This is a genomic window from Novosphingobium sp. SG707, assembly GCF_012275515.1.
Lineage (GTDB): Bacteria > Pseudomonadota > Alphaproteobacteria > Sphingomonadales > Sphingomonadaceae > Novosphingobium.
This window is the reverse complement of sequence record NZ_JAAZQL010000001.1, coordinates 461,497-473,204: the sequence shown is the minus strand read 5'-3', so window position 1 is coordinate 473,204 and position 11,708 is coordinate 461,497. Positions and strand designations below refer to the sequence as shown.

Annotated in this window: 12 protein-coding genes; 4 read left to right on the top strand and 8 right to left on the bottom strand. The window is 65.3% G+C overall.

Going from position 1 to position 11,708, the window contains the following annotated elements; genetic code table 11:
* Nucleotides 1-3 precede the first annotated feature (3 nt).
* Nucleotides 4-1,458, bottom strand: a complete 1,455-nt coding sequence (locus FHW92_RS01890; protein WP_210428367.1) for an NAD-dependent succinate-semialdehyde dehydrogenase — start codon at nucleotides 1,456-1,458, stop codon at nucleotides 4-6.
* A 385-nt stretch (nucleotides 1,459-1,843) separates the two neighbouring features.
* Here FHW92_RS01890 and FHW92_RS01885 point away from each other — a divergent pair, with 385 nt between their 5' ends.
* From FHW92_RS01885 to FHW92_RS01870, 4 genes are read left to right on the top strand one after another with little or no spacing between them, the layout of a single operon-like run.
* Entirely contained in the window at nucleotides 1,844-2,533 is a 690-nt protein-coding gene (locus FHW92_RS01885) for an isochorismatase family protein (protein ID WP_168601519.1), read from the top strand.
* Nucleotides 2,526-3,410: a polysaccharide deacetylase family protein gene (locus FHW92_RS01880; RefSeq protein WP_168601518.1), complete on the top strand. Its 885-nt coding sequence runs from the start codon at nucleotides 2,526-2,528 to the stop codon at nucleotides 3,408-3,410. The genes FHW92_RS01885 and FHW92_RS01880 overlap by 8 nt, the downstream gene beginning before the upstream one ends.
* On the top strand, nucleotides 3,407-4,327 hold the full coding sequence (locus FHW92_RS01875) for a polysaccharide deacetylase family protein (RefSeq protein ID WP_168601517.1): 921 nt from the start codon (nucleotides 3,407-3,409) through the stop codon (nucleotides 4,325-4,327). The genes FHW92_RS01880 and FHW92_RS01875 overlap by 4 nt, the downstream gene beginning before the upstream one ends.
* 6 nt (nucleotides 4,328-4,333) lie before the next feature.
* Nucleotides 4,334-5,353 (top strand): NAD(P)-dependent alcohol dehydrogenase, encoded by a 1,020-nt coding sequence (locus FHW92_RS01870; protein ID WP_168601516.1) that lies wholly within the window; start codon nucleotides 4,334-4,336, stop codon nucleotides 5,351-5,353.
* An 18-nt stretch (nucleotides 5,354-5,371) separates the two neighbouring features.
* On the opposite strand, the gene FHW92_RS01865 is transcribed toward FHW92_RS01870, so the two are convergent.
* The 7 genes from FHW92_RS01865 to FHW92_RS01835 are packed head-to-tail and all read right to left on the bottom strand — an operon-like array spanning nucleotide 5,372 to nucleotide 11,578.
* Nucleotides 5,372-6,601 (bottom strand): MFS transporter, encoded by a 1,230-nt coding sequence (locus FHW92_RS01865; protein ID WP_168601515.1) that lies wholly within the window; start codon nucleotides 6,599-6,601, stop codon nucleotides 5,372-5,374.
* Nucleotides 6,601-7,323, bottom strand: coding sequence for a DUF3108 domain-containing protein (locus FHW92_RS01860; RefSeq protein ID WP_168601514.1), 723 nt, complete (start codon nucleotides 7,321-7,323; stop codon nucleotides 6,601-6,603). The genes FHW92_RS01865 and FHW92_RS01860 overlap by 1 nt, the downstream gene beginning before the upstream one ends.
* 35 nt (nucleotides 7,324-7,358) lie before the next feature.
* A complete protein-coding gene (locus FHW92_RS01855) occupies nucleotides 7,359-8,210 on the bottom strand; it encodes an alpha/beta hydrolase (protein ID WP_349237626.1) in 852 nt (283 codons plus the stop codon).
* A complete protein-coding gene (locus tag FHW92_RS01850) occupies nucleotides 8,207-9,088 on the bottom strand; it encodes a VOC family protein (protein ID WP_168601513.1) in 882 nt (293 codons plus the stop codon). The genes FHW92_RS01855 and FHW92_RS01850 overlap by 4 nt, the downstream gene beginning before the upstream one ends.
* Nucleotides 9,085-10,446 (bottom strand): MmgE/PrpD family protein, encoded by a 1,362-nt coding sequence (locus FHW92_RS01845; RefSeq protein WP_168601512.1) that lies wholly within the window; start codon nucleotides 10,444-10,446, stop codon nucleotides 9,085-9,087. Before FHW92_RS01845 ends, FHW92_RS01850 begins: the two co-directional genes overlap by 4 nt.
* Complete coding sequence (locus FHW92_RS01840; protein ID WP_168601511.1) at nucleotides 10,446-11,273, bottom strand: SDR family NAD(P)-dependent oxidoreductase; 828 nt, start codon at nucleotides 11,271-11,273, stop codon at nucleotides 10,446-10,448. The genes FHW92_RS01845 and FHW92_RS01840 overlap by 1 nt, the downstream gene beginning before the upstream one ends.
* Nucleotides 11,270-11,578 carry an REDY-like protein HapK gene (locus FHW92_RS01835; protein WP_168601510.1) on the bottom strand — a complete coding sequence of 103 codons (309 nt, stop codon included), beginning with the start codon at nucleotides 11,576-11,578 and terminating at the stop codon, nucleotides 11,270-11,272. Before FHW92_RS01835 ends, FHW92_RS01840 begins: the two co-directional genes overlap by 4 nt.
* Between the last annotated feature and the right edge of the window lie 130 nt (nucleotides 11,579-11,708).

Here is an 11,708-nt window from a genome sequence, read left to right as displayed (position 1 = left end):
CCGTCAGCCCGCCACGGCCAGACAGACCATCTTCAAATTCAGATAATCGTCCATGCCGTAATGCGATCCTTCGCGGCCCATACCTGATTCCTTGACCCCGCCAAAGGGCGCGACCTCGGTGGAAATCAGGCCGGTGTTGACCCCCACCATGCCATAGCGCAGCGCCTCGGGCACGCGCCACACGCGCTCGTAATCGCGGGTGAAGAGATAGGAGGCCAGACCCGCATCGGTGTCATTGGCGATGGCGATGGCCTCTTCCTCGGTTTCAAACCGCACCAGACCCGCCACCGGACCGAAAGTTTCCTCGCGGCAGAGCAAGGCATCGGCCGGAACCCCGGTGATGACGGTGGGGGCAAAGAAGGTGCCCTCGCCCGGCAAGGGCGCCCCCCCGGTCAGCACCTGCCCCCCGCGCGCCACGGCATCGGCGACATGGGCCTTGGCCTTGTCCACGGCGCGCGCGTCGATCAGCGGCCCCTGATCCGAGGGTCCGGCAAGCCCCGGCCCGACCTTCAATCCCGCCACGCGCGCGGCCAGCGCCTCGGCAAAGGCATCGTAAATGCCCGATTGCACGATGAGGCGATTGGCGCAGACGCAGGTCTGCCCGGCATTGCGAAACTTGCTGGCAATCGCGCCTTCGACCGCGGCGTCCAGATCGGCATCATCAAACACGATAAACGGCGCATTGCCGCCCAGTTCGAGGCTCACACGCTTGACCGTTTCCATGCAGCGCGCGGCCAGCTTCTTGCCCACGCCGGTCGATCCGGTGAAGGTGAATTTGGCGATCCTTTTGTCGCCGGTCAGCACATTGCCGATGGGCGCGGCCTGCCCGGTGATGACCGAGAGCACACCTGCCGGAACCCCCGCCTGCTCACCCAGATAGGCCAGCGCCAGCGCCGAAAGGGGCGTCAATTCCGATGGCTTGATGATGATCGCACAGCCCGCCGCCAGCGCAGGGCCGGCCTTGCGCGTGATCATCGCCAGCGGGAAATTCCACGGCGTCACGGCGGCCACGATGCCCACCGGCTCCTTGCGGACAAGGATGCGGCGGTCGGCCTGATGCGGGGTCAGCACGTCGCCGGTGATGCGCCGCGCCTCGTCGGCAAACCATTCGAGGAAACTGGCGGCATAGGCCACCTCGCCGCGTGCCTCGGCCAATGGCTTGCCCTGTTCGGCGGTCATGATGCGGGCCAGGTCTTCCTGATGCTCCATCATCAGTTCACCCCAGCGGCGCAGCACCGCCCCGCGCCCCTTGCCCGTCACGCGCGCCCATGCGGCCTGCGCGGGCACAGCGGCTTCCACCGCGCTCAGCGTCTCGGCCTCGCCCAGATCGGGCACATGGCCGATCAGCGCGCCATCGGCCGGATTGGTCACGGCAATACTTGCCGCCCCCCGCGCCCAAACGCCCCCCACAAAAGCCGCATCGCGCAGCAGCGCAGGCTCGGCCAGTCTCAGATCCATCATTTCGTCCTCTTCTCAGTCTTGTCGGCCAGCACCTGCTGCATCCACCAGTCGAATTCCTCGATCCAATGATCGGCGCTCGTGCCTGTTCCCTTCATGCCGAAGCCAGGGCCGCCGCGCGCATAAAGGTGGCGGCGGCCCGCGCGGGCGCCATCCCCGCGGCCAGACCCAGCGCCAGCAGACCGGCCATAAACCTGCGTTTTCTCGTCACGCCCCGTTCTCCCTGCGCCACTTGCCCGCCGACAGGTGCGCCGCCCATCCCCGGCCGGACAAGGCGGCTTGGCCGCTTTTTCCGGTGGGCGGACAAAATCGGGGCAGCAGTGGCCAAAACCGCCCACAAGGGGCCAGCCTGCGGCGCAATCCCAATTCCAGCAAGAGGCCCTCCATGGACATAATCGGCACGAAAATGGTGAGCGACGGCAAGACCGCCCGCCAGATCTTCGAAGAGGTGATGGCCAATCCGGCCCGCTCCAAATTCGGCTTTGGCGAAAAGCTGGCCATCGTGAATGTCGATTTCCAGAATGCCTACACCCGCATCGACCGCTACAAAACCGCCTATGAAACCGATCCGCGCCAGATCGAATATGTAAACACGATCTCGGCGCTGGCCCGCCAAAAGGGCATGCCGGTGATCTGGACCCATGTGGCCTATGCCGAGGATGCCAGCGATGCGGGCGTCTGGGGTACGCGGACCAACACGCCCGACAGCCTGCAAAACATCAAGTATGACAGCGACCGCCACGCCTTTGACGATCGCTGCGAGATTGCGCCGGGCGATACGGTCTATACCAAACGCATGCCCTCGCCTTTCTTTGAAACGCCGCTGCAAAGTCTGCTGGTGTGGCACAAGGTCGATACGGTGGTGATCACCGGAGGCTCCACCTCGGGCTGCGTTCGTGCAGGCGCGGTGGATTCGCTATCGCGCGGTTATCGCACCATCGTTCCCATCGAGACCTGCGCGGACAAGCATGAGTCCTATCACTTCGCCAATCTGACCGATCTTCAGCTCAAATATGCTGATGTCGAACCGGTGCAGAGCGTGATCGACTGGCTGGAGGGCCGCCCCGATGCGTGAAGGCAGCCCCGATCCCGAACTCTACGAGTTTCAGCGCTATCGCGGTCGCAAGCCTTTCGCCTGGCCGGGCGGCAAGAAGGTGGCGGTGTGGATCTCGCCCAATCTGGAATATTACGAGATCGACCCGCCAGCCAATCCGCATCGCAAATCATGGGCCAAGCCGCACCCCGATGTCGTGGGATACAGCCACCGCGACCATGCCAACCGCGTGGGCCATTGGCGCATGGCCGATGTGATGAGCAAGCATGGCTTTCCCGGCTCGGTCAGCCTGTCGGTGGCACTGTGCCAGCATCACCCCGATGTGGTGGCCGATGCCAATGCGCGCGGGTGGGAGTTCTTTTCCCACGGCATTTACAACACGCGCTATTCCTATGGCATGGACGAGCGCCAAGAGCGCGCGATCATCGAGGATTCGATCCGCACCGTGCGCGAGGCCACAGGGCAAGCGATCCGGGGCTGGCTGGCGCCCGCGCTGACGCATACGCCGCGCACGCTGGATCTGATTGCCGAGTACGGCATGGATTACACCTGCGACCTTTATCACGACGATCAGCCCTTTCCGGTCAAAGTATCAAAAGGCCGCCTGATCTCGATGCCCTACAGCCTTGAGGTCAACGACCACTACGGCTTCTTCATCTACAATATGAGCCCGCGCGAATATGCCCAGACCTTGATCCGGCAATATGAGCGACTGGCGGCGGAGGAAAGCGGCACCGTGATGTGCATCCCGCTCCATTCCTATCTGATCGGCCAGCCCCATCGCATCGGGCCGTTTGAGGAAGTGTTGCGCCATATTGCAGCAGATGACCGCGCGTGGATCACGCGGGCGGGCGATATTGCCGATGCGTGGTACGCCGTTCAGGAGGACGCCCGATGAGCCTCGACCCGACCTATCTGGAATATGGCAAGCGCGGATTGGGCTATGACCACGCGCTTTACCCTTACGCGCCCCTGCCCAAGCGCGCGCCTCTGGCATGGCCGGGCGGGCAGCGGGTGGCGGTGTGGTTCACGGTCAGCCTTGAATGGTTTCCGATTACCCCCTCCGACACGCCCTTCCGCGCGCCGGGCCATATGCAGACCGCCTATCCCGACTATCGCCACTACACCTCGCGCGAATATGGCACGCGGGTGGGCTTTTACCGCCTGCTCGATGCCTTTGCGAAAGTGGGCGCGCGGGTCAGCGTCGCGGTCAATGCCGCGATCGCCACCCGCTATCCCCAGATCATCGCGGATATTGTGGACGCGGGCCACGAAATCATCGCCCACAGCACCGACATGAACGGCACCATCGCCTCCACTCTGCCGGTGGAGCAGGAGCGCGCGCTGATCGCCCAGAGCCTTGCCACGCTGGAAGCTGCCACCGGCCAGCGCCCGCGCGGATGGCATTCCATCGCCCGTTCGCAAAGTTTCGCCACGCTTGATCTGCTGAAGGAAGCGGGCGTCGATTACTGCGTCGATTGGGTGAATGACGAAATGCCCTTTGCCTTCAACAACGGGCTCGTCAACATCCCGCTCAACCACGAATTGTCCGACCGCCAGATCATCAATGTTCAGCAGCAGTCGGTCGATTCCTATGCGCAGCAGGTGCTCGACGCGCATGACTGGCTGAGCGCCGAGGCGCAGGCGCAGGGCGGCGGGCGGATGCTGCCGCTCCATCTCACGCCCTATATCATCGGCCTGCCCTATCGGATGGATGCGTTCGAAGGGCTGTTGGTCGATCTGGCCGCCCGCCCCGACACATGGTTCGCGCGCGGCGGCGACATTTTCGATGCCTTTGCGGCAAACCAGGGATAATTCGACATGAAAGCCTATGAAATCGGCCCGCAGACCGGGCTGGACAGCCTGCACCCCGTGACCCGCGAAATACCCAAGCCGGGCTTTGGCGAGGTATTGCTGAAAACCCGCCTTGTTGCGCTCAACAATCGCGACATTCAGGTGCTCGAAGGCCGGTATGGCGCGAAGAAGGCGGAAAACCGCATCCCCGCCTCCGAAGGCGTAGGCGAAGTGGTCGAGCTGGGCGAAGGCGTTTCCGGTCTGGCCTTGGGCGACCGGGCGGTCTTTGCCCATTTCGTCAACTGGATCGACGGGGCCTTTGCGCTTTCGCATTTCGGCACCGATTACGGCATCACCCATGATGGCTGGCTGGCCGAATATATCCGCGTTCCAGCCGCCGCGCTGGTCAAGGTGCCAGAAAGCCTGTCCGATGAACAGGTCGCCCCGCTCGCCTCCTCGGCCCTGACGGCATGGCATGCGGTCGTTGAAGTCGGCCAGATAAAGGCCAGCGATACCGTGCTGGCGCTGGGCACCGGGGGCGTGGCGATCTGGGCGCTGCAAATCGCCAAGGCGCATGGCGCGCGGGTCATCATCACCAGTTCCAGCGATGAAAAGCTCGAACTGGCGCGCAAGCTGGGCGCGGATATCACCATCAACTATCGCACAAATCCCGATTGGGAAGCCGAAGTGATGAAGGCCACAGGCGGCGCGGGCGCGGAAATTATCGTCGAAACCGGCGGCTATGACACCCATGCCAAATCGATCCTTGCCGCTGCGGCCAATGCGCGCATCAGCTTTATCAGCGTGGCCCCGCGCGAGGGCGCCCCGGCGATCAATGTCGGCCTGGTGATCTACAAGAACCTTGTCCTGAAGGGCATTGCCGAGGGCAGCCGCGCGATGCTGGCTCGCCTGGTCCGCACCATCGAGCAGCAGAATATCCAGCCCGTGATCGACAGCACCTTTGCCTTTGACGAGGCCCCGGCGGCCTATGCCCGCCTCAAATCAGGCGGCCATGTCGGCAAGATCCTGATCCGCATTTCGCAGTAAAGCAGCGCGAAGGCGGGCCTAATCGCCCGCCTTCTCCTGCGGATAGGGGCCAAGCGCGAGCAGCAGCACCGCCGCCAGCACAAGGCACCCGATCCCGCCCATCAGCGCCGCTCCATAGGCGCCGGTCATGTCAAACACCCGCCCATAGGCCACAGGGCCGATCCCGGCGCCAATCGCGATCATCACATAGAAAAAGCCATAGATCGCGCCATAGTGCCGCGCCCCGAAATAGCGCGCAACCAGATAGGCCAGCAGGTCGAATTCAAACCCCGACCCCAGCCCCATGCCGATGATCGCCAGCGTGGCCATGCCCGGCGAAAGCCCATGCCCGGCCAGCAGCCAGTTGCCCGCCATCGGCAGCAGCAGCACGCCAAACGCCGCCCCCGGCGCCCAGACCCGGTCGAGCACCCAGCCTCCGCCCACGCGCCCGGCCACCACCGCCAACCCGAAGGCCGAGGCCACCGCGCCGATCTGCGGCAGAGTGAAACCCTGCGTTTTGAGGATATTTTCCAGATTGGGGATCGGCGCGGTCAAGGCAAAGGGCAGCAACAGAAACGCCGCCGCCATCAGCCAGAACGGCCGTGTGCCCATCACCGCCCATACCGTGGGTTCGGCCCCAACCCTGTCCGGCCTGCGCAGGGCATCTCCCGGCGGCGCGCGAAACAGCGCAAAGACCAGAGGCCACGCCACCACCAGCGGCAGCGCCCCGATCACCGCAAAGCCCATCCGCCAGCCATAATAGCCGATCAGCCATGCCGCAAAGGGCTTGATCGCAAAGCCGGTGATCCCCGTCCCCGCGCTGACCAGCCCGATGGCCAGCCCGCGATGCCGAAAAAACCACGCATTGGCCAGCCGCGTCCATGTGGCGTTGAGCGTGCCCGCCCCGACCAGCCCCATGATCGCCCATTGCGCATAGAACAAAGGCAGCGAACCATTGTTCAGCGCCAGGCTCATGAAGGACAGCGCAAACAGCGGCACCGACCAGAGCGCCACCACCCGCGCCCCGAACCGGTCGAGCGCAAAGCCCGACAGCGGCCCCGACAGCACCACCACCGTAGTCTGCACCGTCAGACAGGTCATGAGCTGGGTAAAGCTCCAGCCATAGGCCCGCGCCAGTTCGGGCGCGAACATGCCGATGGTGTAGAAAGGCACCGGGCTGAGCCCCAGCGCAATGCCCACCATCCCGGCCAGAACGACGCTCCAGCCCTTGGCGCTGTCGACCGGGCTGCTGTCCAACGGCGCGCCCATCAGCGTGACAGCTCGACCAGTTCGTACCAGGTCTGCATATAGCCGCCCACGCCGCCCTGAACAAAGATCGCATCCTCATCGGCCGTGACCCACAGTTCATAGGGCGGATGGGGCTGGCCGCCAGAGACCATCGCGCCATGCGGATCGGTAAATTCATACTTGTGGCAATCAAAGGTTCCGGCCGGAACGGTGATCGTTTCCTGCCCCAGATAGCCCAGCCGCATCACGCTTTCGGCGATCACCGGGGGCGTGGCCCCGCGATGGTCGGGCGAAGGCAGGAAGCAGCGGAAATTGCGCGGCTCGGTGGTGGCGCGGTCGATCTTGCGGGTGATATAGGCATCGGCCACAATGGGATGCGTGCCGAAACCGTCGAACTCTCCCTCGATCGGCATACGCTGCGACAGGCGGCCGATGCTGGGACCATAGCTTTCGCATTCGACCGTATCGGGCGTGAAGCGGAACCAGCCCGAACCCATGAACTTGTCGCCGATCACCAGCCGGACGAAACAGTCCATCGGCATGTCATTTTCGTCCATACTGTAGGTGATATCGCGGTGAACGGTGGGGGCCGGTTCGTCGATCTCGCAGCGCGCGCGCAGGGTTTTCTTGCCGTCGCTGTGATGGGTCCAGGTGAAAAATTCGCGCCCCCGCTCCTCGCCCTCACGCCCCGGCTTGCGCGAGGTGTAGAGGATCTTGCCGGTGATGGTGCGATGTTGCTGCATGAGGGTTTCTCCGTGAATGTCAGGCTGGCCCGGAATCAGGCCCCGGAATCGGGCGGGACCAGCGACAGGATCAGATCGCGGCGCGCGGCGGCATAATCTGGCGCATCAAACCGGGGCAGCGGGCGCAGGCCCATCTCCGCATCGCGCGCCACGCTATCGGTTGCGGCATAGAGCGGGTCATTGGCCCCGCAGGTGATCGCCATCGGACAGGCCACCAGCGGCAGCCTTTCACGCCCGCGCCAGCGAAAGGCGGCGTGATAGGCGCGGGCATAGGAACCGCGCGCCTTCAACACCTCGCCCACCCAGCCGTAGAGATCATCGGGCGGCGGCAGGCCGGTATCGCGGCGGGCGGCCCCGCTGCGCGCATACCATGGGAAGAACAGGAACTGGTCGCGGCAAAACTGAAACAGGCGGGCAAGACCGGCCCCGTCGAGATCAGCCGGAAAAGGCGGCGCGTAATGGGTGAGGACTTCCTCCAGCCCCTCCCCATGGAAATCGGACAGGCCGTCGATCACCACGCCCGCCACGCGATCGGGAGCCAGAATGGCCAGCTCCGCCGCAATCGCCGCCCCGGTATGCATCCCGTAAACCAGCACGCGCCCGAGCCCGAGCGCATCCATCAGATCACGCAGGGCGGCGGCATAGTCGGTGATGGCGGGCGCGTCCTGCGGCAGGGGATCGCTGTCGCCGCAACCGGCCGTATCGGGTGCGATCACGCGGCCCAGCGGGGCCAGCCCCTCGACCATCCGCACCATTTGCCGCGAGGACACAGGCGAGGGATGGAGCACCAGCAAAGCGTCAACCCCGCCCGCAAAGGCCCCCTCGCCCGCATGGCGATAATGCATCTGGCCATGGGCCAGATCGGCAAAGGCGCGGCGAATGATCACGCCTCGATCACCTCAAGCAGCGCGCCTTCGGGCGTCAGCAACATGCCGGTGCGGCGGCCCTGATAGAGTGCGCCCTCGCGCACGGCGGGCGGCACGGCCCAGTGGGGCGCAAGGCGCGCGAAATCGGGATGCTCCATCGTGGTGATGGCAACGCCAGGCGGCAATTGGCCCTCGATACGAGGGCGCGGACATGCGCCTTGCGGATATTGGTCGAATTCCAGAAAGACGTGATCGCCCCAGCGTCCGGTCGAAATCTCGGTCTTTTGACCCTCGGGCAGGTCAAAGCTCTTGGCGATCATCGAATAACGGATCGCCACCGGATCGATCACCTCCAGCCCCAGCACATCGCGCGCCCAATCCATCGCCGCGCGCAAATCGGGGCAGGCCAGCACCATGATAAAGGGCCGGTCCACCAGCGATTGCGGCGCGGGCAGGCCATGTTCGGCGCCGGGCGCAAGGATCTGGGTCAGATAGACCACTTCCTTGTCCGCGCCCTTCACCTGCATCGGTTTGACGATGGCGAAACCGTCCAGAGGCCGGGGCGGGCCGATGATCTCGAAAGGAGAGGCCATCATCCGCGCATTCACCGCTTCGACATCGGTAACGCAAAGCTCAATCGCGGCCCAGCCATAGGAACGGATGGGGGTATAATCCGCCACCACATCGCCCTCGACAAAGCGCAGGAAAGTCTGCGCGCCCGAGGCAGGCTGCATCAGCGCATAGCGCCGTCCTGCGCCGCCGGGCGCCATCCACAACGCAGCCAGCCCGTCATCCACCACGCCGCTTTCCACCACGGCATAATCCATCCATGCGCCATAGCGCGCCACCGCATCATCCAGATCGGCCACAACATGCGTGGCACATTTCAGCAAGGTCATCCCATCACTCCCGTGGCGCGGATTGCCGCCAGCGCATCGGGCGCGGCCGCGAACCCGGCAATGGCATCGGCCAGCGGCGCAGCCTGCGCGCCAAGACCGGCAAAATCCAGGCAGGCCTGCGCCTTGGCCTGTTGTTCAAGGGCCGATAAAGGCCATGCGGGCGAGCCGAGCTGGGCCGCAACATCCTCGATCATCTGCGTGCCATTGCTCAGGATCGCCATGGCGCGGGCGGGCACAAAGGCCGCCGCATCGGGATTGTCATCGGCCACCACGGCAATCCGCCGCGCCATGGCCAGCACCGCCGGATCATCCAGCGCCTCACGCGTGAAATCGCCCAGCCCGATGCCCCCGCGTACGAGCACACTGGCCGCCAGATAGGGCAGGCACAGGCGCGCATAGGCCACCTCCATCCCCGGCTTGGCCGGACGGCCCACAAGGCGATGGATCAGCGGCGGCGCGCGATATTCCAGCGCCGTCAGATTGTCCGCGATCAGCCCGCGCGCCATCAGTCGCTGGACCGCCACGATCCCGCCATGGCCCGCGCGGCCGGTGGGGAAAGGCTTCCAGCTTACCTCGGCAATCCGGTGGCCCTGCGCCAGCAGCGCGATGGCCGCATCCAGTTCCTCGCGCACTTCGAGCAGCGGGAAATAGCCAAAAGGCCCGGTCAAGGGATCGCGCACCCCCGGCATCCCGCCCCGCGCCAGATCGACTGCCAACAGCGCATTACGCGCGGCGGCGGCCACCTGCACCGGCAGCGCGGGCTTGCCCTCCAGATGCGCCTGCATCGTGCCCGAGACGAGCGCGAGGGCATGGCCAAAGGCATCGAGCGCCATCTCGCGCCCCATACCCCGCATGGCGGCGATCCCGGCCACGCAGCCAAAGATCCCCGCCGTTGCCGGGCGAAAGAATTTGAGCGCGCCGGGCGCGGCAAGACCCAGCGTGACCGAAACATCCACACCGGCCACCATCGCGGTCAGGAATTGCTGGCCGCTGACCGGTTTGCCCCGCGCCGCCTCGGCCAGCAGCGCGGCCAGCAGCGTGGCCATCGGATGCAGCACGGCGGGTTCATGGACGCAGTCGAATTCCTGCCCGTGGATCTGATAGGCATTCACAAAGGCCGCCGAAGCCGCAGGCAGGCGCAGGCCGGGCCGCCCCAGCACGCCCGCCACGCGCCCCGCGCCCCAGCCCTGCGCCATGGTCAGCACCGCATCGGCATGAGCCGCGCCCACCCCCGCCACGCCCACCGCCAGCGTGTCATACAGGAAAGCCAGCGCCCTTTCGCGCGCGGCATCCGGCACATTGGCCCAGCGCAGGTTCAGCGCATGATCGACAAGGGTTTCGGCGGGATTTTGGGCCATCAATGCGGCTCCTCGCCGCCCGAGACGTTCATGCTCTCGCCGGTGATATAGGCGCCGTCATCGCTGCACAGGAAAGCCACCGCGCCCGCCGTATCGCCCGGCAGACCCGGGCGGCCCAGCGGAATGCGCGCGGCCATGCGCTTCAGGTATTCCTCGACGCTGATGCCCTGCAATTCGGCAAAATGCTCGTTCTGCCAGGCGCCAAGCCCGGTGGTCACATGGTTGGGGCAGACATTGTTGACGGTAATTCCATGCTCGCCCAGTTCGATGGCGGCCGAACGGGTCAGGCCCACCAGCCCATGCTTGGAGGCGGTATAGGCCTGCGCATGGGGAAAGCCCGATTTGGCAGCCTGGCTGGCGATGTTGATGATGCGTCCGCCGCGCCCTTGGCGCACCATGACCTCGGCGGCGGCCTGCAGGCCAAACCATGCGCCGGTCAGGTTGACGTCGATCACCGCGCGCCAGTCCTGCGGCGAGACTTCAGCCAGCGGCTTCATGATATAGCCGATGCCCGCATTGTTGACCCAGATATCCAGCCCGCCATGCGCGGCCACGGCATGGTCGGCCAGCGCGCGAACGCTGTCGGGATCGCGCACATCGCAGACGCAGGTGCTGGCGGGCGACGGCAGGCCCGCGGCGATGGCCTTCATCTCATCCGTGCCGCCGATCATGCCTTCGGGCGTGGCCGCATCGCGGCTGGTGCCGATGTCGGAGATGACGAGGATCGCCCCCTCCTCGCTCAACCGCCGCGCAATCGCTTCGCCCAGACCGCCCCGGCGGCCCGAACCGGTGACCACCGCCACCTTGCCCGCAAAACGCCTGCTCATGCGACGATCTCTTCCGTGGTGATGAAGGTCACGTCCACCATGCCCTGAAACGCCGCGGCCACGGCCTGCATCGCCTCGGTGGCCACATCGCGGCCGAACTGATCCATGTCGGCAATGTCGAGCACTTCGATATGGCTGTAGGGCAGCTTCGCGTCGCTGCCCAGCAGGCCGGTGGTCTTGAACAGGCGGAACGAGTCAATCGAGGGCAGCCCATTGGCCGTAGGCAGGTCAACCGTCCTGGCCCATTCGGTATAGACCGCCTCGTCCACGCCGGGCTTCAGGTTGAACAGGGCGAAAATCCGCATCTCACTTCTCCGCATCTGGGTGTGGTGGAGAAATTGAGCCGGAATGGGCGCGCGATGCAGGGGCGCGGGCCTGTCTGACCGCCTGTCGGTCAGGTCCGGGGTGGTTTTCGGATGAAGCGTCGCGCCGGGC

What these genes read in the sequence shown, in the direction of transcription:
- FHW92_RS01890 (WP_210428367.1), bottom strand. Translation starts at nt 1,458, where the DNA reads ATGGATCTGAGACTGGCCGAGCCTGCGCTGCTGCGCGATGCGGCTTTT.
- FHW92_RS01885 (WP_168601519.1), top strand. Translation starts at nt 1,844, where the DNA reads ATGGACATAATCGGCACGAAAATGGTGAGCGACGGCAAGACCGCCCGC.
- FHW92_RS01880 (WP_168601518.1), top strand. Translation starts at nt 2,526, where the DNA reads ATGCGTGAAGGCAGCCCCGATCCCGAACTCTACGAGTTTCAGCGCTAT.
- FHW92_RS01875 (WP_168601517.1), top strand. Translation starts at nt 3,407, where the DNA reads ATGAGCCTCGACCCGACCTATCTGGAATATGGCAAGCGCGGATTGGGC.
- FHW92_RS01870 (WP_168601516.1), top strand. Translation starts at nt 4,334, where the DNA reads ATGAAAGCCTATGAAATCGGCCCGCAGACCGGGCTGGACAGCCTGCAC.
- FHW92_RS01865 (WP_168601515.1), bottom strand. Translation starts at nt 6,601, where the DNA reads ATGGGCGCGCCGTTGGACAGCAGCCCGGTCGACAGCGCCAAGGGCTGG.
- FHW92_RS01860 (WP_168601514.1), bottom strand. Translation starts at nt 7,323, where the DNA reads ATGCAGCAACATCGCACCATCACCGGCAAGATCCTCTACACCTCGCGC.
- FHW92_RS01850 (WP_168601513.1), bottom strand. Translation starts at nt 9,088, where the DNA reads ATGACCTTGCTGAAATGTGCCACGCATGTTGTGGCCGATCTGGATGAT.
- FHW92_RS01845 (WP_168601512.1), bottom strand. Translation starts at nt 10,446, where the DNA reads ATGGCCCAAAATCCCGCCGAAACCCTTGTCGATCATGCGCTGAACCTG.
- FHW92_RS01840 (WP_168601511.1), bottom strand. Translation starts at nt 11,273, where the DNA reads ATGAGCAGGCGTTTTGCGGGCAAGGTGGCGGTGGTCACCGGTTCGGGC.
- FHW92_RS01835 (WP_168601510.1), bottom strand. Translation starts at nt 11,578, where the DNA reads ATGCGGATTTTCGCCCTGTTCAACCTGAAGCCCGGCGTGGACGAGGCG.